At 44.6% G+C, this 21,409-nt stretch carries 21 protein-coding genes and 1 other RNA gene; 7 read left to right on the top strand and 15 right to left on the bottom strand.

Going from position 1 to position 21,409, the window contains the following annotated elements:
- Positions 1 to 98 precede the first annotated feature (98 nt).
- Together rnpB and rsmI are read right to left on the bottom strand one after the other, a co-directional pair.
- Positions 99 to 538: RNase P RNA component class A (gene rnpB, locus ACFI6G_RS11290), an RNA gene on the bottom strand.
- A gap of 176 nt (positions 539 to 714) precedes the next feature.
- Positions 715 to 1,581, bottom strand: coding sequence for a 16S rRNA (cytidine(1402)-2'-O)-methyltransferase (gene rsmI, locus ACFI6G_RS11285; RefSeq protein ID WP_010434711.1), 867 nt, complete (start codon positions 1,579 to 1,581; stop codon positions 715 to 717).
- A 61-nt stretch (positions 1,582 to 1,642) separates the two neighbouring features.
- Here rsmI and ACFI6G_RS11280 point away from each other — a divergent pair, with 61 nt between their 5' ends.
- The 4 genes from ACFI6G_RS11280 to ACFI6G_RS11265 are packed head-to-tail and all read left to right on the top strand — an operon-like array spanning position 1,643 to position 5,063.
- A complete protein-coding gene (locus ACFI6G_RS11280; protein ID WP_016783970.1) occupies positions 1,643 to 3,460 on the top strand; it encodes a penicillin-binding protein activator in 1,818 nt (605 codons plus the stop codon).
- Positions 3,447 to 3,845: a YraN family protein gene (locus ACFI6G_RS11275; protein WP_010434707.1), complete on the top strand. Its 399-nt coding sequence runs from the start codon at positions 3,447 to 3,449 to the stop codon at positions 3,843 to 3,845. The genes ACFI6G_RS11280 and ACFI6G_RS11275 overlap by 14 nt, the downstream gene beginning before the upstream one ends.
- Before the next feature lie 2 nt (positions 3,846 to 3,847).
- A complete protein-coding gene (locus ACFI6G_RS11270; RefSeq protein ID WP_010434705.1) occupies positions 3,848 to 4,438 on the top strand; it encodes a phosphoheptose isomerase in 591 nt (196 codons plus the stop codon).
- A gap of 16 nt (positions 4,439 to 4,454) precedes the next feature.
- Complete coding sequence (locus tag ACFI6G_RS11265) at positions 4,455 to 5,063, top strand: BON domain-containing protein (RefSeq protein ID WP_010434703.1); 609 nt, start codon at positions 4,455 to 4,457, stop codon at positions 5,061 to 5,063.
- A 156-nt stretch (positions 5,064 to 5,219) separates the two neighbouring features.
- On the opposite strand, the gene sspB is transcribed toward ACFI6G_RS11265, so the two are convergent.
- The 8 genes from sspB to zapE all read right to left on the bottom strand — a co-directional run bounded on the left by sspB (position 5,220) and on the right by zapE (position 11,562).
- Positions 5,220 to 5,717 (bottom strand): ClpXP protease specificity-enhancing factor, encoded by a 498-nt coding sequence (sspB, locus tag ACFI6G_RS11260; protein ID WP_010434702.1) that lies wholly within the window; start codon positions 5,715 to 5,717, stop codon positions 5,220 to 5,222.
- Positions 5,718 to 5,722: 5 nt separating this feature from the next.
- Positions 5,723 to 6,358, bottom strand: coding sequence for a stringent starvation protein SspA (sspA, locus tag ACFI6G_RS11255; protein ID WP_010434700.1), 636 nt, complete (start codon positions 6,356 to 6,358; stop codon positions 5,723 to 5,725).
- A gap of 98 nt (positions 6,359 to 6,456) precedes the next feature.
- Positions 6,457 to 7,194 (bottom strand): cytochrome c1, encoded by a 738-nt coding sequence (locus ACFI6G_RS11250; RefSeq protein WP_010434698.1) that lies wholly within the window; start codon positions 7,192 to 7,194, stop codon positions 6,457 to 6,459.
- On the bottom strand, positions 7,191 to 8,456 hold the full coding sequence (locus ACFI6G_RS11245; protein WP_009848941.1) for a cytochrome b: 1,266 nt from the start codon (positions 8,454 to 8,456) through the stop codon (positions 7,191 to 7,193). The genes ACFI6G_RS11250 and ACFI6G_RS11245 overlap by 4 nt, the downstream gene beginning before the upstream one ends.
- Positions 8,456 to 9,046, bottom strand: coding sequence for a ubiquinol-cytochrome c reductase iron-sulfur subunit (gene petA / locus ACFI6G_RS11240; RefSeq protein WP_010434692.1), 591 nt, complete (start codon positions 9,044 to 9,046; stop codon positions 8,456 to 8,458). Before petA ends, ACFI6G_RS11245 begins: the two co-directional genes overlap by 1 nt.
- A 330-nt stretch (positions 9,047 to 9,376) precedes the next feature.
- Positions 9,377 to 9,769 (bottom strand): 30S ribosomal protein S9, encoded by a 393-nt coding sequence (gene rpsI / locus ACFI6G_RS11235; RefSeq protein ID WP_004740758.1) that lies wholly within the window; start codon positions 9,767 to 9,769, stop codon positions 9,377 to 9,379.
- A gap of 13 nt (positions 9,770 to 9,782) precedes the next feature.
- Complete coding sequence (gene rplM / locus ACFI6G_RS11230) at positions 9,783 to 10,211, bottom strand: 50S ribosomal protein L13 (protein ID WP_010434689.1); 429 nt, start codon at positions 10,209 to 10,211, stop codon at positions 9,783 to 9,785.
- A 247-nt stretch (positions 10,212 to 10,458) separates the two neighbouring features.
- Positions 10,459 to 11,562 (bottom strand): cell division protein ZapE, encoded by a 1,104-nt coding sequence (zapE, locus tag ACFI6G_RS11225; RefSeq protein WP_010434686.1) that lies wholly within the window; start codon positions 11,560 to 11,562, stop codon positions 10,459 to 10,461.
- A gap of 219 nt (positions 11,563 to 11,781) precedes the next feature.
- Between zapE and zapG the strand changes: the two genes are divergently transcribed.
- From zapG to degS, 3 genes are all read left to right on the top strand, one after another.
- Positions 11,782 to 12,237 carry a Z-ring associated protein ZapG gene (gene zapG / locus ACFI6G_RS11220; RefSeq protein WP_010434684.1) on the top strand — a complete coding sequence of 152 codons (456 nt, stop codon included), beginning with the start codon at positions 11,782 to 11,784 and terminating at the stop codon, positions 12,235 to 12,237.
- Positions 12,238 to 12,363: 126 nt separating this feature from the next.
- Positions 12,364 to 13,719: a DegQ family serine endoprotease gene (locus tag ACFI6G_RS11215; protein ID WP_010434682.1), complete on the top strand. Its 1,356-nt coding sequence runs from the start codon at positions 12,364 to 12,366 to the stop codon at positions 13,717 to 13,719.
- A 155-nt stretch (positions 13,720 to 13,874) separates the two neighbouring features.
- Positions 13,875 to 14,939, top strand: coding sequence for an outer membrane-stress sensor serine endopeptidase DegS (gene degS, locus ACFI6G_RS11210; protein ID WP_010434680.1), 1,065 nt, complete (start codon positions 13,875 to 13,877; stop codon positions 14,937 to 14,939).
- 123 nt (positions 14,940 to 15,062) lie between these two features.
- Here degS and parC read toward each other — a convergent pair whose 3' ends face one another.
- From parC to ACFI6G_RS11185, 5 genes are all read right to left on the bottom strand, one after another.
- A complete protein-coding gene (parC, locus tag ACFI6G_RS11205; RefSeq protein WP_010434678.1) occupies positions 15,063 to 17,321 on the bottom strand; it encodes a DNA topoisomerase IV subunit A in 2,259 nt (752 codons plus the stop codon).
- Between the two features lie 3 nt (positions 17,322 to 17,324).
- A complete protein-coding gene (gene parE, locus ACFI6G_RS11200; RefSeq protein WP_010434676.1) occupies positions 17,325 to 19,205 on the bottom strand; it encodes a DNA topoisomerase IV subunit B in 1,881 nt (626 codons plus the stop codon).
- A 239-nt stretch (positions 19,206 to 19,444) separates the two neighbouring features.
- The gene (gene yqiA / locus ACFI6G_RS11195) at positions 19,445 to 20,050 is read right to left on the bottom strand and encodes an esterase YqiA (protein ID WP_010434674.1); all 606 of its coding nucleotides are present in this window, start codon (positions 20,048 to 20,050) and stop codon (positions 19,445 to 19,447) included.
- 31 nt (positions 20,051 to 20,081) lie between these two features.
- Positions 20,082 to 20,906 (bottom strand): 3',5'-cyclic-AMP phosphodiesterase, encoded by an 825-nt coding sequence (gene cpdA / locus ACFI6G_RS11190; RefSeq protein WP_010434672.1) that lies wholly within the window; start codon positions 20,904 to 20,906, stop codon positions 20,082 to 20,084.
- A gap of 60 nt (positions 20,907 to 20,966) precedes the next feature.
- Positions 20,967 to 21,407, bottom strand: coding sequence for a DUF1249 family protein (locus ACFI6G_RS11185; protein WP_010434670.1), 441 nt, complete (start codon positions 21,405 to 21,407; stop codon positions 20,967 to 20,969).
- Positions 21,408 to 21,409 lie beyond the last annotated feature (2 nt).

Genomic DNA, 21,409 nt, shown 5'->3' with positions numbered 1-21,409 from the left:
ATATCAGGGTGAAAGATTTTAAGGAAATCTAAATAATTTACGTCAATATAAAGCAAAAAACCCATCACTACGGTTAAGTAATGATGGGTTCTTTATATAGGTGGAGTTGACACATACGCCGGGTTCTGTTCCGCTTGCGCGGCGGTAACCATTCGTCTAGGCCTGCAATCGCTCACAGGCTCAAGCAATCTACCCGCCCCCATACGCGAGCAGCGCAATGCGAGGGCCTATTTGATCTTGCTCCGGGTGGAGTTTACCTTGCTACGAACTGTTGCCAGTCGCACGGTGCGCTCTTACCGCACCCTTTCAGCCTTACCTGTGCCTCTTCCGAAGAAATGAGGCCATCGGCGGTCTTCTCTCTGCTGCACTTGTCGTGGGCTCGCGCCCCCCAGACGTTATCTGGCACCCTGCTCTATGGAGCCCGGACGTTCCTCCCCTCTACCAGTCTCCCGAAGGACTTCAACGTCAGTTTCCCGAAGGACCTCAACGTCAGTCTCCCGAAGGACATCAGCAAAGCAGCGATTACCCGTTCAACTCCGAAGGCGGATTGTATAGAGATTCGTGTGCAGTGTCTAGCGAGATCACAAATATGGTGCAAACCTCTAAGCAACTGCGTGAATTTCACACAATCCAGACAAAAAAAGAGGAATGACGGCAATACCATCATTCCTCACAAGCTTTTCAATACAGGTTAGCTACTCTTTAAAGAGGTATCTAGTTGTCTAGATACTCTAGGCCCCATTTATATAAAGCGTTCTTTTTCAGATTGTAGATTTCTGCCGTCATCGCCGCCGCTTTTTTAAGAGGTAGCTCTTTGGTTAGAATACCTAGCGTGCGAGTCGCTTCGTCTGGTAATTCTGTGGTCGCTTCTTCACGGTGACCATGAATCAGCAGCACCATCTCACCACGTTTGCGGTTAGCGTCTTCTTCAATCCACTCAATCAGCTCACCAAGTGGCAGCCCTTGGATGGTTTCGAAGGTTTTGGTTAGCTCACGCGCCAATACAACTTCACGGTCAGGTCCTAGAATATCTAGCATATCCTGCAGAGAATCCGTAATACGGTGCGGTGATTCATAGAAGATACACGTGCGTTCTGCTTTTGCGATCTCTAAGAACTTATCTTTGCGACCCTTACTCTTTGGTGGCAAGAAGCCTTCAAAGCTGAAGCGATCCGACGGTAGACCAGAAGCACTTAACGCTGTAATCACTGCACAAGCACCAGGAAGTGGCACAACTCTCACACCCGCTTGACGACATTGTGAGACAAGATGGTAACCTGGGTCACTGATTAAAGGAGTACCCGCATCAGAGACTAATGCGATAGACTGACCTTCTAATAACCTTTCGACTAGAACTTGTGCTTTAGTTTGTTCATTATGATCATGTAAAGCGAACGTTCTGGTTGATATATTGAAGTGAGCAAGCAGCTTACCCGTGTGGCGTGTGTCTTCGGCTGCAATAACATCGACACTTGATAAAATTTCAATTGCTCTTTGAGTGATATCTCCCAAATTTCCGATTGGAGTTGGCACAATGTAGAGAGTTGGGCTCTCTGTGAGCAAGGTTTTGTTATCTGTCATTTGTTTACCATCACTTCAACGATTAATATAGATACAAATTTATACGGAATTTAAAGAACTCATGGCAACGATGAACCATAAGAGACTCAGTGTACCACGCTTACTAACTCCAATTGCATTAGCAATTACATTGGCGGCTTGTTCTTCAGGTCCTCAAGCACCAACGAGCGTTGATATTACACTAGATCCAGCGCAATCAACTGAAAGTTACATGATGCAGGCGGATAGTAGTAAAGGAAGTCTACAAAACGACTGGTTAATCATGGCGCTTAAATCTTCTGTGCAAGCTGGAAAAACCGATCAAGCAACACTGCTTATCAAACGCTTAGCAAAACAAGAACTAAGTGAAGTTCAACAAGCGGAATGGCAATTAGCTCGCGCTCAGCTGCTAGTGAATAACTCACAGCCTGATCAAGCTTATAGCCAACTGAACTTTCAGCCTTGGTGGAAGCTACCTGACGAACAGTGGAAAGATTATCACGAGCTACGCGCGAACATCTCAGAGATGAAAAGTGAGTATTTCGAGGCAAGCCGTGAGTTAGTGCTCTATTCAGAGTACCTAGACACTGACGACGAGCTTCAACAGCAAACTGCCGACCGTATTTGGCAGAATCTGAATAGCTACTCTCAATACGAGATTCTAGAACTGAAAACATCGCCGACAGAAGATGTGCTTTCAGGTTGGTTACAACTGGCTATCTACATGAAGACGCTCAACTCGAACCTTCCAAACCTACAGGAAACTCTATCTGATTGGTTAGCCGAGAACCCTCAGCACCCTGCGGCTACTTACACACCTCAAGCGATCACCGATATTTTAGCACTAGAGATCAGCAAGCCAACTAGCACAGCACTGTTGCTGCCGCTAACGGGTAAGTATGGTAAGCAAGCACAACTGGTACGTGATGGCTTCATCTTTGCTATGATGAACGACAAAGAACGCGAAGAAGATGCAACGCTGACCGTTATGGATACCAACGTGCAAAGTGCTGCTGAAATCAAAGCGACATTGGAAGAGAACAACGTTGATTTCATCGTTGGCCCGCTGATTAAGAGCAACATCACTAAGCTTCAGCAAGCACAGAAAAACCACGAGAACTCGATTCCAGCTTTAGCTCTGAACATTCCAACGCAACTAGAACCTGATACCAATATTTGCTATCTCGCTCTATCGCCTGAACAAGAAGTCGCTCAGGCCGCGAAACACCTTTTTGCTCAAGGTTACAAGTACCCGCTAATCCTTGCGCCAAAAGGACGTTTGGGTGATCGAGTTGAGCAAGCTTTTAAGGAAGAGTGGCAAAAATACAGTAGCAACGACGTCGCGATGAGTTTTTTCGCTGATAAACGTCAACTGCAGCGCACGGTAAACCAAGTCTTCGGATTACAAGAAAGCCAGCAGCGTATCGCTCAAATGGACGGGTTACTGAACCTAGACCTAGAAACAGAACCACGCAGTCGCCGTGATATCGATTCTGTCTACATTGTGGCTAAGAACTCAGAGCTAACGCTAATCAAACCGTTCATTGAAGTCGCAATTAATCCAGATGCTAGTCAACCAGCACTGTTCTCAAATTCACGCAGCAACAGCGGTGATAAACAGTATGAAGACCTAACCGGTGTTTTCTACAGCGATATCCCACTGTTAGTTGAGAACAAGAACGAGCTCAACAAAGAGCTAAACGACTTATGGCCTGCACATTCAAACGGCCAAAAACGTTTGCAAGCTCTGGGAATGGATGCTTATTACCTAATGGATGCACTGCCACAGATGAAAGCTGTACAAGGTTACAGTATTCCGGGTGAAACCGGTGTGTTAACCATCGATAATAATTGTGTCGTACAACGCGAAATCAGCTGGGCAGAGCATGGGGCTTTTTAGCCGTACGTTTTTGTCCAAAGCAACCGTCACCCACAAACAAGTGGGTGATAAATACGAGACCGTGGCGAAGAATTATTTAATTGGCCACGGTTTATCGTTAATTCAACAAAACTTCATAGCTAAATGTGGCGAGATTGATCTTATAATGCGCCATAACAATACCGTAGTGTTTGCCGAAGTAAAATACCGTAAGCAAACCCGTTACGGACATGCCGCTGAAATGGTAACAGCAAAGAAGTCACAGAAGCTGCTCAAAACAGCCAATGTTTGGCTTATGCAGCAAGGCTTGTCAGTGCATTCTACGGATTTCAGGTTTGATATTGTTGCCATTGAAGGGCCGAATGAACATATCGACTGGATTCAAAACGCAATTACCCAAGGATAAACATGCTAGACAGCATTAAAGAAAGTTTTACAGAAAGTATTCAAATCCAAATTGCGGCTGCAGAAGCACTGCCAGACGCAATCACGCATGCCGCTCAAGCTATGGTTGCTACCCTGCTCAACGGAAACAAAATTCTTTGTTGTGGTAATGGTGGTTCGGCGTCGAATGCTCAGCAATTTGTATCATGCTTACTCAACCGCTTTGAAACAGAACGCCCTAGCCTTCCGGCGATGGCACTCATGGCTGATAACACCACGCTAACTGCAGTGGCAAACGACTATCACTATGAAGAAATCTTCTCTAAGCAGGTACGAGCATTTGGTCAAACAGGTGACATCTTACTGGCTATCTCGACTAGCGGTAACAGCAAGAACATCATCAAAGCGATGGAAGCTGCGGTAACACGCGACATGACAATCATTGCCTTTACTGGTAAAGATGGTGGTGAAATGGCAGGCTTACTTGGTGAGCACGATGTTGAAATTCGTATCCCTTCACACCGCACAGCGCGCATTCATGAAGTACACATGGTGACACTACACTGCCTATGTGACCTAATCGACCAAGTACTCTTCCCTGCTCACGAAGAGTGATATACGGAGCATCACAATGAAATCATTAACCTCTATGAAGCTGTTCAAGCTGATTAGTGTTTCGCTACTTACACTGTCCCTATCTGGTTGTGCTGGCATTTTCATTGCTGGTGCGGCAACCACAGCAAACCTAGTCACGGATACGCGAACCACCAAAGAAATTTGGAACGATAACAACATCGAATTTGAAGTTGCGGCGATAACCAATAAACAACCATTTCGTGGCAATGTTCGTGTCACTGCCAGCTCTTACCGAGGTTCTGTCGTGTTGATGGGACAAGCCATGACAGACTCTGAACGTCGTGCTTTTGAAAACCAAGCCAAGGATGTTACCGGTGTAAAGAGCATTCACAATCAAGTTCGAGTTAAAGAACCACTATCTGTTAGCGCTATTAGCAAAGACAGTTGGATTACCACCAAGGTGAAGTCTGCACTACTTGCCAATGCTGAGCTTAACGGCATTAAAGTAAAAGTCATCACTGAAGATTCAGAAGTATTTTTGCTTGGATTGGTTTCTCGAGAACACGCTGATATCGCAACAGAAGTTGCACGTAATATATCTGGTGTGAAGCAGGTAATTCGAGCGTTTGAATATGGTGAAGAAGAAGAGACTTCGGTTAATTAACGAATCAATCTATATGCTCAATACTGGATAATGCAGATGCTCAGTAGCCCGTTCAAAAAGCTGGGCAGTAACTGACTGAAGACAGAATAAGAAAGCAAAAAAAGAAAAAGCAGCGATAGATCGCTGCTTTTTTATTTGGTTGTTATTTTACTAACGTTATTTGATAACGCGAAGGCTTGGGCGACCTTTCGCAGGACGAGGAGGCTCAGGATCTGAGTCAGGCTCTTCTTCAGCGTCTTCGTCTGCCGTTGCTACGCTCAAAGATGGGCCTTTTTCTGGTTCTTCAAAAGGACTTTCTTCGATCCCTTCTTCAAACGCTTCCATGTATGCCTCTTCAGGTTCAAACATGGTACCAGCACCATTTTCACGAGCATAAATCGCTTGTACTGCGTAAAGCGGAACGATCACAGAATGTGGACGGCCACTAAAGCGAGCACTAAACGTTACTGCTTCGTTACCCAATTCAAGTTGCCCAACAGCACGAGGCGCGATGTTCAGAATGATCTGGCCATCTTGAACAAACTCTTCAGGAACTCGCACACCGGGTAATGTTGCTTCAACAACCAAGTGAGGCGTTAATTCGTTATCAACCAGCCATTCATAAAATGCACGAAGCATGTATGGTCGGCGTGGGGTCATATTAGAAATATCCATAACGCTTAGCGAACGAGTCGCATCTCACGCTCAGCTTCAGTTAGAGAAGCTAGGAATGAATCACGTTCGAATACGCGGTTCATGTAAATCTTAAGCTCTTTAGAACCAGGACCAATTAGTTCGATACCAAGCTCAGGTAAACGCCATAACAGCGGAGCTAGGTAACAATCAATTAGGCTAAACTCTTCGCTCATGAAGTATTCATATTCAGCGAAGATAGGAGCAAGAGTCAGTAGGTCATTGCGCAGTTTAACGCGAGCAGCTTCTGATTCTTCAGCGTTGCCTTTAACGATTTTCTCAGCAACTGAATACCAGTTGCGCTCAATGCGGTACATCATTAGACGGCTATTACCACGAGCAACCGGGTATACAGGCATCAATGGTGGATGAGGGAAACGCTCATCAAGATATTCCATAATGATCTTTGAGTCATATAAAGCAAGCTCACGATCAATAAGGGTAGGTACTGATTTGTACGGGTTCAGTTCAACAAGCTCTGCTGGTAGATTTTTTTCATCAACCAACTCAACTTCAACACTTACGCCTTTTTCAGCAAGAACAATGCGCACCTGATGGCTATACATATCAGAAGCACTTGAGAAAAGAGTCATCACAGAACGTTTATTGGCAGCTACAGCCATGGAGCCCTCCAGTACACTTTAAATAAAAACAATGGAGGCCTAAAAGCCTCCATTGAACATTAACATAATTTGGGAATTAGCACGGTATTATAGCACAATTAGTGCACATCACGCCAATACTCTTTCTTCAGTAAAATCACAATGATAGTGAAGATTACTAAGAAGGCCATTACCCACCAACCCATAGCGTGGCGCTCAAGTTGTACCGGGTCGCCCGAGTAAACAAGGAAGTTTACAAGGTCGCGAACCGCTTCATCGTATTCACCAGTGCTTAGCTCACCAGAACCGTCAGTTTCAGTGCCAACAACAACCTTCACTTCCTCACCATCTACCATGTGAGTATCGTAGATTGGCGTAGGGATTCCTTGTAGCTCTTCAAGAACATGTGGCATACCAACACTTGGGAAAACGATGTTGTTCACCCCAAATGGACGAGACGGGTCTTCATAGAAAGTACGAAGATATGTGTATAGCCAATCTGCACCACGAACACGAGCAACCAGAGTTAAGTCAGGTGGCGGAGCACCAAACCAACTAGCCGCTTGATCAGAAGGCATAGCATTAACCATCAAACTACCAATTTTCACTTCTGGGTCGAAAATCAGGTTTTCCTTCATTAGGTCTAAAGGAATTTCTAAATCATTCGCAACACGCTCATAACGTTGGTACTGCGTTGAGTGACAAGCGAAACAATAGTTCATGAACATCTTAGCGCCATTTTGCAATGAGGCTTTGTCTGTTAAATCATTGTTCGCTTTGTCTAATGGTACGCTTGCACCCGCTGCCATCGCCAGTGACGGCAACATAGCAAATAAAATTACAATCCACTTTTTCATTTGAATGTCACCCTTTCTGGTAATGGTTTCGTCGCTTCATTTTTACTGTAGAACCACAGCAGAACGAAGAACATGAAGTAACCTAAGCTAAAGATTTGAGCTAGTAGCGTGTATGTTGGCGTTGCTGGAAGCGCACCAAGGACACCAAGCGCAATAAAGCTTATTGTGAATTGGATGATGTTAATCAAATGCAGTTTGCTACGGTAACGGTAAGAGCGCACTTTACAACGATCGAACCAAGGTAGTAGGAAGAGCACGACAATAGAGGCGCCCATTGCTACTACACCTAACAGCTTATCGGGAACAGCACGAAGTACAGCGTAGAACGGCGTGAAGTACCAAACTGGAGCAATGTGCTCTGGTGTTTTCAGTGGGTTTGCAGCTTCAAAGTTTGGCGGCTCAAGGAAGTACCCACCCATTTCTGGGTTAAAGAACAGCACGTAACAGAACAAGAATAGGAAGCCAGCAACACCAACCATATCTTTTACCGTCCCGTATGGGTGGAAAGGAATAGAGTCAATGATGTCGTATTTCTTAGTGTAATCCTTGTGGAATGGGAACTGAGTCTTGTAGTCGTCGCCCATCGTACCTTTAGGAAGCTTGGTTTCGATACCGTCAGGGTTATTCGAACCTACTTCGTGCAGTGCTAGTACGTGAAGTACGATAAGCAGCAATAGTACGATTGGTAAAGCGATAACGTGCAGTGCGAAGAAACGGTTCAGCGTTGCACCAGAGATGATGTAGTCACCACGGATCCAAAGCGTTAGGTCATCACCAATAACTGGGATTGCACCAAACAGAGATATGATTACCTGAGCACCCCAGTAAGACATTTGACCCCATGGTAGTAAGTAACCCATGAAAGCTTCAGCCATAAGCACTAAAAAGATCAACATACCGAAGATCCAAAGTAGCTCACGAGGTTTTTGGTATGAACCGTAGATTAAACCACGGAACATGTGCAGGTAGATAACCACGAAGAATGCCGAAGCACCCGTTGAGTGCATGTAACGCAGTAACCAACCGTATTCTACATCACGCATGATGTATTCAACAGAAGCGAACGCACCTTCACCAGACGGTACGTAGTTCATTGTTAACCAAATACCCGTAAGGATTTGGTTAACCAGTACCAACATTGCTAAAGAACCGAAAAGGTACCAAAAGTTAAAGTTCTTAGGCATTGGGTATTCAGATAAATGCTTTTTATAAGCATTCATCGCAGGTAGACGTTTCTCTACCCAATCAAGCAATCCTTGCATTACGCGTCTCCCTCGTCCACACCGATCATGATCTTAGTGTCACTCAAATACATATGCTTTGGTACAACAAGGTTCAATGGAGCTGGTACGCCTTGGAATACTCGACCTGCCATATCAAACTTTGAACCATGACAAGGACAGAAGAAACCAGACTTAACACCCTGAACTTGTTCTGCAAAAGAATCCGGTAGGTAAGTTGGAGAACAACCTAAGTGCGTACAGAAACCAACAGCAACGAAGAATTCCGGCTTAATCGAACGGAACTCGTTCTGTGCGTATTCAGGTTGTTGTTCAGCTTCAGATTGAGGGTCACGAAGTTGACCACCGATCGCTTTTAGGTTTTCTAGTACCGATTCAGCTCGGCGTACAACCCATACAGGCTTACCTTGCCACTCGACACGAACCATTTGTCCCGGTTCTAACTTACTGACTTCCACTTCCACCGGGGCGCCTGCAGCTTTCGCCTTAGCACTCGGATTCCATGATTTAATAAAAGGCACGGCTACAGCAGCTGCTCCTAAACCACCAACAACGGCTGTTGTTGCGGTTAAGAAACGCCTGCGACCGTTATTTAAAGGCGCGTTGCTCATCCAAACATTCTCCCATTTGCTCCTTATGGATTGAAATAATTCCGAATAAAGAGCATGGCTAACAAAATATGTATTTAGTTCTATTTATTGACGGCAAATGATAAATAAAACCCTACTTTTTGACAAGATAAAGCTACCTTTTTGTAACAATCATGAGGCAAAGCGCACATTGGGTTACAAAAGCTTTCAAAATATAAGAATTTGGAAATAAAACGAGGGAGGGAAAGCGTTTAGAGGGGGTATAAAAACAAAAAGCCCGGCATATAGCCGAGCTTTGAACCACAATTCCAGTCGTAAAACTGGGAGCGTGTACTTTTTCGTAAAGAAAAATTAACGCTTAGAGAATTGAGGTTTACGACGTGCTTTACGTAGACCAACTTTCTTACGTTCAACGCAACGAGCGTCACGAGTAACGTAGCCAGCTGCACGTAGAGCAGGACGTAGAGTTTCATCGTACTCCATAAGAGCGCGAGTGATACCGTGGCGGATTGCGCCAGCTTGACCAGAAATACCACCACCAGAAACAGTGATGTAAAGGTCAAGTTTCTCAGTTAGTTCAACTAGCTCAAGAGGTTGCTTAACAACCATACGAGAAGTTGGACGACCGAAGTAAACATCAAGGCTACGCTTGTTGATTACGATCTCACCAGAGCCTGGTTTGATGAAAACACGAGCTGCTGAGCTTTTGCGACGACCAGTGCCGTAGTATTGATTCTCTGCCATTTTCATAATCCCCTTAGATGTCTAGTACTTGTGGCTGTTGAGCAACATGGTTGTGCTCAGTACCAGCGTACACTTTAAGCTTACGGTACATCGCGCGGCCTAGAGGACCACGTGGAAGCATACCTTTAACTGCTAGTTCAAGAACCATTTCTGGTTTCTTAGCAATTAGCTTTTCAAAAGTGATAGTTTTAAGACCACCTGGGAACTCAGAGTGACGGTAGTAAACCTTACCCTTAGCTTTGTTACCAGTTACAGCAACTTTCTCAGCGTTAACAACGATGATGTAATCACCAGTGTCTACGTGAGGAGTGTATTCTGCTTTATGCTTGCCGCGTAGGCGAGAAGCGATTTCACTTGCTAGACGGCCAAGAGTTTTGCCTTCAGCGTCTACAACATACCAGTCGCGTTTTACAGTTTCTGGTTTAGCAACGAAAGTTTTCATGCTAATAATTACCTATTTAAAAAATTTACACTTAAGGAATACTCGCGTACTCCCACTGTCTAAGAGTTACCATTCATCACCCCTTCGAGTGTTGGAAAACTCTTGGCATAACGTGATTTTACTCATCGCTAGAGGCCCGCAGTAACGGTAGGTCGCAGGATTATAGAGAAGAGCGAAGAAAAAATCACCTCTTTTTGAACAAAATCACGATTTTTTTAATTCTCTTTCTTATTCGAGATAATCAAAGCTAACTTAAGTGTTCTTTTGCCAAATATTCGTGGCTCTGCATTTCGATTAAGCGCGACTGACAACGTTTAAATTCAAACTCCAGCTGACCATGAGTATACAAACTTTCTAGCTCAACCTCTGCTGAAATTATCAGCTTAACATTGCGCTCGTAGAACTCATCGACTAACGCAATAAAGCGTCGTGCCGCGTCATCTGAGGTGGAACCCATTTGCAAAACATTTGCCAATAATACCGTGTGATAAACCTTAGACAGTTCAATATAGTCATTCTGGCTACGGGCCGACTGACAAAGCTGAGCAAAGGTTCCATGTAGAACGCCGTCACTTGCTTCTATTACGTCTAATTGACGATGGTTAACCTCTATTTGCTTTAACTTCTGTTTATCTTCGCCCACCAACTGTGCGTAGTACTTTTCAAGATTGATATTCGCTTGGCTATCTAATGGGTAATGATAGATTTCAGCTTGCTCTAAAGTACGCAGTCGATAATCGATCCCGCTATCGACATTAAGAATGTGACAGTTGTCTTGAATAAGCTTGATTGCAGGTAAGAATCGCGCGCGCTGCAAACCATTGCGATACAAATCTGCAGGTGGGATATTTGAGGTCGCGACTAAAATAACGTTTCGTGCGAAAAGTTCTTGGAACAAAGTCCCTAGAATCATTGCATCCGTAATGTCCGAAACAAAAAACTCATCGAAACAGATAATGTCCGCTTCTTCTTTTAGCTTATCTGCCACCAAAGGCAATGGATCGCTCACATTACCTAATGCTTTCAACTCATCATGCACGCGATACATAAAACGGTGAAAGTGAACTCGCATTTTATTTGTGGTCGGTAAGGCATCATAGAACGTATCCATTAAATACGTCTTACCGCGCCCTACACCGCCCCAAAAATAGAGACCTTTGGGTGGTTTCGGTGATTGAACTTTTTTCCCTAGTAGCTTCTGAAATCGAGTCAACTCAGGAATAGGAGTATTCATATATTCTTGGAACTGATGAAAGAGTTCATCTAAAGATTTAACGGCTTGCTCTTGTGCTGGATCTCTTTGAAATCCATGTTCTTTTATATCTTGTTCGTATTTTTTAATGGGATTCATGACGACATTTCCACAATGAAAGCAATATCAGACAGCGAAGAAAAATGAGCCTAAACAATTCTAGAGTTAATGCCATACGGCGAATAAAGCAGCACTAAACTGCTAACTAGCGCACACGCATTTCTCTTTATACTGCGGCTTTCTCATAGTACCATGGAGCCGTACCACGTGTAACTAAGCAGTAACAAACATGTTAAAAAACAATAATAAGGAGCTGTTATGCCTTGGATGTATGCCGTTGCCGGTTTACTAGTCGGAGTTATTTTAGGGGTCGCTATTTCTCGTCTCATGACACCTGAATACAAAAAACAAAAGAACGTACAGAAAGAATTAGATAGCGCAAAGTTTGCCCTTGAGCAACAGCGACAAGAGCTGGCTGACCACTTTGCGAAATCAGCAGAAATGCTGGATACCTTAGGTAAGGACTACACGAAACTGTATCAGCACATGGAAAAAACGAGCTCAGAACTCATCCCTAATCTACCTGAGCAAGACAATCCATTTGTGAAAACAGCGGCTGCACACTCAGACAAGCCACAAGATAAAGCTTCTGTTAAAGAGGCAACACTTGAGGAACAACCCAAAGATTACGCCAATGGCGCAACGGGGTTATTTACTGAGCAGAAGAAAGAAATTATTGATGCTCCGGATGTCGTTACAGCAAAAGCATCGTAAACATTTAATACTTCTGTGAACTTTACAAAGGTTTTTGAGTCATAACTTTCACTCAGGTCATTTGAAATTTCTCATATCTATAGCAAATATGAGAAGGCTAAGACCTTAACTAGAGAGGAGTTTATGATGAAAAAACCTTTGCTTGCTTTATCGGTACTGACTTTAAGCTTAAGTTCAATCATCACGCCAATTCAAGCGACAGCCGCACTTCCCCTAAGTGTGGGTAATGAACAATTACCTAGCCTAGCTCCTATGCTTGAGCAAGTTACCCCCGCTGTGGTTAGTATTGCTGTAGAAGGCAAACAAGTACAACGTCAGCAAATCCCTGAACAATTCCAATTCTTTTTTGGCCCAGAGCAAACTCGAGAGCGACCGTTCCGAGGTTTGGGGTCGGGTGTCATCATTGACGCTAAAAAAGGCCATATCGTCACCAACTATCACGTAATTAATGGCGCCGACGATATCAAAGTGAAACTTCATGATGGTCGAGAATATGATGCCGAACTCATCGGTGGCGACCAAATGTCTGATATTGCGCTTCTGAAATTAGAGGAAGCCAAGAACCTAACCCAGATAAAACTCGCAGACTCAGATCAATTAAGAGTCGGTGATTTTAGCGTGGCTATCGGTAACCCATTTGGACTCGGGCAAACTGTCACATCAGGTATCGTATCGGCCCTAGGAAGAAGCGGCTTAAACCTTGAGAACTTTGAAAACTTCATTCAAACCGATGCCGCGATCAATAGTGGTAACTCTGGTGGTGCGCTAGTCAACCTTAACGGTGAACTGATTGGTATCAACACCGCCATTCTTGGCCCTAACGGAGGCAATGTCGGTATCGGTTTTGCAATCCCGTCTAATATGATGAAAAACCTGACAGAACAGATTCTCGATTTCGGTGAAGTGAAGCGCGGTATGTTGGGAGTTCAAGGTGGAGAAGTGACCTCTGAATTAGCAGAGGCGCTCGGTTATGAATCAAGTAAAGGTGCGTTTGTTAGCCAAATTGTACCAGACAGCGCAGCAGATAAAGCAGGCCTGAAAGCGGGTGATATAATTACCTCTATCAATGGTAAACGCATTGATACCTTTAGCGAATTAAGAGCCAAAGTGGCCACTCTCGGTGCAGGTAAGCAAATTGAGCTTGGAATCGTTCGTGACGGAAAAAGCAAAACCTTTGATGTCACGTTAGGCGAATCAACCAATAACAAAACACAAGCTGAAAAGCTCCATGAAGGACTTGCGGGTGCTGAGTTGACCAACACTAACGATAGCGATGCAGCTACAGGAGTGAAGGTATCAAATGTGGCTAAAGGCTCACCAGCAGAAGCCTACCAGCTTCTGAAAGATGACATCATCATCGGCGTAAACCGCCAAACGGTTAAGAACCTTGCGCAGTTCAGAGATATTTTAGAGAAACAACCTGGCGTATTGGCATTGAATATCCAACGAGGAAATAGAACTATCTACCTAGTCATTCGTTAATAATTTGTCAGTATAACCAAAGGGAGGCCGCATAAGTTTGCTTGAAACTTACTCAGTCTCCCTTTTCTTTAGATGAATCAAAATGCTATGCTTCACTTGTAATTAAGTCATCCATTCGCTGATGGCTTCGTACCTTACTTGTTGAAGAGGGAAACATGCTGTCCTTTCTATTTCGTTCTATTTCCCTTGGACTTGTTTCAGCGGCGCTTATTCTTCTCGCATTTCCGAGTTTAAGATCAGGCATTGTTTCTGACGTCACCACCCCTAAAGTGGATAATATCGCCTCTCTTCAGATTTCATTTAACCAAGCAGTACGCCGTGCAGCACCTGCTGTTGTGAATATCTATAGCCGTAAATACGCAGAGAGCGATCGCAACAAACTGCTGACTCAAGGCTTAGGGTCAGGAGTCATTGTCAGCGAAAAAGGCTACATCATTACCAACTTCCACGTTGTAGCTCAAGCTGACCAAATTGTAGTAGCACTTCAAGATGGACGAGTCGCTGCCGCGCAATTAGTCGGTTCTGATAAACGCACCGATATCGCAATACTTAGAGTCAGTGGTGACAACCTACCCGTGATTCCACTCAATCCAAGTTACAAGGCCAATGTCGGTGATGTGGTTCTGGCGATCGGTAACCCATACAACCTAGGTCAAACGACCACTTTTGGCATTATCTCAGCTACGGGCCGATCTTCGATCAGTGCTGACGGCCATCAAGCCTTTATCCAAACCGATGCTGCGATCAATGAAGGTAACTCAGGGGGAGCACTCGTCAACTCACAAGGCGAACTAGTCGGTATCAATACCGCGTCTTTCCAGCAAGCCACAGACATGGAAACCTACGGGATTTCATTTGCTATCCCCTACCCACTGGCCAATAAAATCATGGAAAAGATCATTGCAGATGGTCGTGTAATTCGTGGCTACATTGGTATTGACGGGCAAGACATCAACTCAGTAACGTCACGCTTACTTGGCAATAAGAACATTGGTGGCATTGTCGTATTAGGCATTGACCCGAACGGCCCTGCAGCAGATGCTGGTTTTGAAGCACAAGATATAATTATCAGTATCAATAATACCCAAATTAACGGGAGACAGAGCGTGATGGATATTGTTACTGATCTTCGACCGGGTACGGTGATTGAGGTTGGTATATTGCGCCAAGGAGAGAACAAAACTCTCAAGGTTACGATAGCGGAAGATACTCGCTTGTAGAGCGAATCATGGCGCTAGATTCAAACCACTAAAGTACGCATAGAAAAGAACATAGATACAAAAAACCCAGCTCTCAGGCTGGGTTTTCTTTTATCTAGTCACGAGAACCTAGAACAAACGTCTTTATGATTCGCTAGGAGCTTCGATATCGATGCGAGTCACTCGCTGTAGACCTCTTGGCAGCAACCCTCCACGACGGCCACGCTCACCACGGAAGTTTTCAAGATCTGCAGGTTTCAAGCCAAGCTTACGTTTACCCGCGTAGATAGTCAGCGTTGCATTCTCAGGGATAGCCATTAAATGCGAGACAAACTCTTCACGCTCTTTTGCTTTCGCAGAAGGAATGTTGATGATCTTGTTACCCTTACCTTTACTCAACTGAGGTAGGTCTTTAATCGGGAACAACAACATGCGGCCTTGATTAGTAATCGCCAGAATCTGGTTAGTATCCAAGTCAGCAATCGGGCTTGGCAACATCACTTCAGAAGCTTGTGGCAAGTTAACTAACGCTTTACCACTCTTGTTCTTAGACAATAAATCACTGCCTTTACAAACAAAACCGTACCCAGCATCAGAACCCACTAACCATAGCTGCTCATTCTCTCCCATCACCACTTGGCGAATCGAAGTGCCAGGGCTGACGTTCAGGCGACCTGTAATAGGCTCACCTTGGCTTCGAGCCGACGGTAATGAATGAGACTCAAGGGAGTAACTTCGACCATCACTGCCCAGGAATACCGCTTGTTGGTTACTCTTACCCTTAGCGCTCGCCAAGAATTTATCACCAGATTTGTAGTTCAAGCCTTCGGCATCAACTTCATGCCCTTTAGCATGACGAATCCAACCTTTCTCAGACAACACAACCGTGATTGGCTCGCTTGGTACTAAGTCGCGTTCTGTTAGCGCTTTCGCTTCAGCACGTTCAATCAACGGAGAACGACGATCATCGCCGTATTTATCCGCATCTGCTTGGATCTCTTTTTTGATTAGTGTATTCAAGCGACGCTCTGAACCAAGTAGCTTCTCAAGCTTTTCACGTTCAGCTTCAAGCTCTTCTTGTTCAGCTCGAATCTTAAACTCTTCTAACTTAGCTAAGTTACGAAGTTTAATATCAAGAATCGCATTGGCTTGAATTTCAGAAATATTGAAACGGCTCATCAATACAGGACATGGTTCGTCTTCTGTACGAATGATCTCAATGACTTCATCGATATTAAGATAAGCAGCAAGCAAACCTTCTAAGATGTGCAAACGTGCCAGTACTTTATCTAAACGGTACTGAAGACGGCGGCGAACCGTTGTACGGCGGAACTCAATCCACTCTTTCAGAATTTGAACCAGGCCTTTAACTTGAGGGCGACTGTCTAAACCAATCATGTTCAAGTTAACGCGGAAGTTCTTCTCTAGATCCGTCGAAGCGAACAAGTGACTCATCAGTTGATCACAGTCGATACGGTTCGAACGAGGAACCACGACGATACGCGTTGGGTTCTCGTGATCAGATTCATCACGCAAGTCGTCAACCATTGGCAGCTTCTTAGCGCGCATCTGGTTAGCAATTTGCTCAAGTAACTTAGCACCTGACACTTGATGAGGAAGAGCCGTGATAACAATATCAGAGCCTTCCTTGTGCCAAACCGCGCGCATCTTAATGCTGCCACGTCCAGTGCGATAGATCTTTTCGATGTCCGACTTTGGCGAAATAATTTCAGCCTCTGTCGGGTAATCAGGGCCTTGAATGAAACCCATCACATCAGGAAGCTCTGCTTTCGGCGTGTCAATCAAATGAATCGCTGCATCCGCCACTTCACGGACATTGTGAGGGGGGATGTCGGTCGCCATACCAACCGCAATACCAGTGATGCCGTTAAGCAGGATATGAGGCAGGCGAGCTGGCAACATTTGAGGCTCTTTCATCGTGCCATCAAAGTTGGGTTGCCAATCAACGGTGCCTTGACCTAGCTCACCTAGAAGAACCTCAGCAAACTTAGATAATTTCGCTTCGGTATAACGCATTGCAGCGAACGATTTCGGGTCATCCGGAGCACCCCAGTTACCTTGACCATCTACCAATGGGTAGCGGTAAGAGAAAGGTTGTGCCATCAATACCATCGCTTCGTAACAAGCAGAATCACCGTGTGGGTGATACTTACCTAACACGTCACCAACGGTACGAGCTGATTTTTTATATTTCGATGCAGCTGATAAGCCGAGTTCTGACATCGCATAGATAATACGACGCTGTACTGGCTTTAAGCCATCACCGATATATGGCAATGCACGATCCATGATCACGTACATTGAGTAATTTAAATAGGCGTCTTCAGTGAACTTGCGCATCGGCAGTTGTTCAACACCATCATATGTAATTTCGTTAGACATCCATTATACCTCGGCCATATCACCGTTAGTCTGTAGCCATGTACGGCGATCATCTGCACGCTTCTTACCAAGCAGCATGTCCATCATCTCGTTGGTTGCTTCGTTATCATCAATCGTTAATTGAACAAGGCGACGAGTGTTTGGATCCATGGTGGTTTCACGCAACTGAAGTGGGTTCATTTCACCCAGACCTTTGAATCGTTGCACGTTAATCTTGGCTTTCTTCTGCGATAGTCGCTCAAGCACACCATCTTTCTCTGCGTCATCGAGTGCGTAGAACACTTCTTTACCGCAATCGATACGATACAGAGGAGGCATTGCCACATAGATATGACCCGCTTCAACCAGAGCATGGAAATGGCGAGTAAACAGTGCACATAGCAGTGTCGCGATATGAAGACCATCCGAGTCCGCATCGGCAAGGATACAGATCTTACCGTAACGCAGGCCCGACAAGTCATCGTTATCAGGGTCGATACCCAGAGCAACCGAGATATCGTGTACTTCTTGTGAAGCCAAGACTTGGTCTGCTGACACTTCCCATGTATTTAGGATTTTACCACGCAGTGGCATTACCGCTTGGAACTCACGATCACGAGCTTGCTTAGCAGAACCACCCGCCGAATCCCCTTCCACGAAGAAGATTTCGGTGCGACTTAAATCTTGAACTGAGCAGTCAGTTAATTTACCCGGCAACGCTGGGCCAGATGCGATCTTTTTACGAACAACTTTCTTACTCGCGCGCATACGGCGGTGAGCATTGGCAATACAAGCTTCAGCCAATTGCTCTGCCAGTTGCGGTTTTTCATTCAACCATAGGCTGAAGGCATCTTTTACAACACCAGAAACAAACGCTGCGGTTTGACGAGAAGATAGACGCTCTTTTGTTTGACCAGCAAACTGCGGATCTTGCATCTTCACCGATAGTACGTATGAACAGCGATCGAAGATGTCATCACCCGTTAGCTTAACGCCACGTGGTAGTAGGTTACGGAATTCACAGAACTCACGCATTGCATCAAGCAAACCTTGACGAAGACCATTTACGTGCGTACCACCTTGCTTGGTTGGTACTAAGTTCACGTAACTCTCGGTGATCATATCACCGCCTTCTGGCTGCCAAATGATTGCCCAGTTAGCCATTTCCGTTTCAGCAACGAACTCACCAACATATGGGTCTTCAGGCAATAAGGTGTAACCTTTTACGCCCTCAGCTAGATAGTCTTTTAGACCATCTTCATAGAACCATTTATGCTCTTCACCACCAACTTTATCAACAAAGGTAATTTCTAAACCAGGGCAAAGTACCGCTTTTGCTCGTAGGTTATTGATAAGACGAAGTGTCGAAAATTTAGAGCTATCGAAATACTTTGGATCCGGCCAGAAATGCACCGTAGTACCAGTATTGCGGTGACCACAAGTTCCTGTCACTGTCAGGTCAGTAACAGCATGACCACCTTCAAGGGCGATCTCATGCACTTGACCATCACGACGAACCGTTACTTCAACACGTTTTGACAGCGCGTTTACGACCGAGATACCTACACCGTGCAAACCACCAGAAAACTTGTAGTTGTTGTTTGAGAATTTACCGCCAGAGTGGAGCTTAGTTAAAATCAGCTCAACACCTGAGATCCCTTTTTCAGGGTGGATATCAACAGGCATACCACGGCCATCATCGGTAACTTCTAACGATTGGTCAGCATGAAGCACAACTTTGATTTTCTTAGCGTGTCCCGCTAATGCTTCATCGACCGAGTTATCAATGACTTCTTGGGCAAGGTGGTTGGGTCTTTCTGTCTCGGTATACATTCCCGGGCGGTGTCGCACCGGATCGAGACCTTCAAGTACCTCGAGGTCTTTTGCATTATATTGTTCAGTCATAATACGGAGTTTACTCAAAAAGTTTGCGTCAGTTCGCTGGCTCTAGTTTCACTAAAGCAGAATCATTACTATGAACCGTCATAGTAGAGCGAATGAGCGAAGTATTGGGGAATATAGTCTGGAAGCTGAGTAATGATGTCAAGCTAGTTCAAAAACTAAGACATCAAACTATGATATTTCACCATTGATAGATGAAATAACAGACAAACAAGAGAAAATTACTCAGTTAATGGAACAGGTTATAAATCTAAAAAAGTAATGATTTGTTGTGGGTAACGCTCAAAATCAACAAAGCTATGATCCCCACCCTTTTCTATTGTTTGTGTTGCACCTTGGTACTTTTCGACAGCTTGTCGATAATCCAGAACTTCATCTTCCGTTTGCTGAAGTAACCAGAAATCACTCGGCTGAGAAAGAGCCGGAACCTCTAACGCCTTCAGTTCATCAATATGCTTTGTTTCCAGTACATATCGCTCATGTGTGTATGGGTTTACTTGTTCACCCAAATAGTCGGCAAGAAGCTCATACGGCTTCACTGCTGGATTTACAACAACCGCTTTAAAACCATAATGACTATTCAGCCATGTTGAAAGATAGCCACCCAATGAGCTACCGACCAATGCAATCTGATATTGCTCTTTATATTGTTCCACCAGCTGTTGCAGATGAAGTGCCGCTTGCTGAGGGAAACTCGGCAGTTGAGGAGTGACGACTTTAATATCAGCCCGATGCTCCGCACAGTAATTAGCCATCACATTCGCTTTATGAGAACGAGATGAACTGTTAAACCCATGAATATAGAGAAGCAATGATGGCTTAGCGACTTGCTGATTAGAACCGGACATTAATAGCCTCCTACAACAATAATCACTAACATCAATAACCACCCGCTTCAAAATCAGGTAAGAACTGCCCATTAGGCAAGCGGCGCACTTGAGTGCTTACTGTGCCATCTTGATGTAATTCAATCTCTCTCCACCCCGGAGACAATGTATCAACGGCAAAGTCATCTGAATTAGGTTTGAATTGCACACAAGTCGACGGGGTTGCCATGACTTGCACACCATGATGATCTCGATTCATGTCTTGATGAACGTGGCCACACAGTACCGCTTTGACATTGGTATGCTGCTGAACCACATCCCAAAATTGATCCGCATCTTTTAGGTTATGTTGATCCAGCCATGCGCTGCCCACTAATAACGGGTGGTGGTGCAGTAAAACCAAGGTATTACGCTCAGGGAATTCGATCAATTTTTGTTCTAACAGATCAAGTTGTTGATCGCTTAGACGCCCATGAGGCACACCAACCACTTGCGAGTCCAGCATCACCATCTGCCAGTTATCACCCAGTAAGACATGGTCAACGCACTGTATTTGAGGTGATGGTAAGACACTGCCCATATTAGGCTTGAAATCATGGTTTCCTGGCAACCAATAACATGGCTTTTCCAGAGGTTGAATACCTGATTCAAATTTTTGATACGACTCAGCACTGTGATCTTGAGAGATATCACCCGTCGCCAAGATCGCCTCATAATCGAAGCCTTGGTTAACAATGCCATCAACTACAGCACGAAAGCTATCTTGAGTATTGATGCTTAATAAGCTGCCATTGCTCGGCGCAAACAAATGCGTGTCCGTTAGCTGTACAAGCTTAATACTGCTCTCATCAAATTTTGAAGTGTGTGATAATTCCAAAATACCAAATCCAGATACGTTACTGTTTAAACTTTAAAGTGTTTTTACAATGGGGCTCAATTAAAAAGGAATTGGCGAACGGCTGATACCCGTTTTTAAACAAAACGTTAACCATTCTCCAAGAAATTTGTTCAACTGAAATTTCTCATCCTTTTGCAGAAGCTTAGTGTTGGGATAGTCATATTTCGCTTTGACTCGTGAAAAATCCCCGCTAGCGCACACTTCTGCAACTCGAGCGTCGTGATATAGCCTGACAGACATTTTTGGCAAAGGAAACACTGGCGTCTCGTCACTCTGACATATGTCTATTAATGTGGTGTATTTTGTGACCTCATTCACTGTCAATTGATACACCATATTAACGGCTTGGTAACAGCGAACATCACCAACCTCATGCCCTACCGGTAACAGAGCGTTAAGCTTGGCATAGTTAGTCTCGTAAACTCGCATCAGTTCAGCAAGATCAACATGATACGGTTTCTTGACTGCTATATTTGGCATAA

The sequence above is a fragment of the Vibrio sp. PSi01 genome, assembly GCF_054960695.1.
Note: the sequence above shows the minus strand (reverse complement) of the source record. Positions and strands in the feature narration are given on the sequence as shown.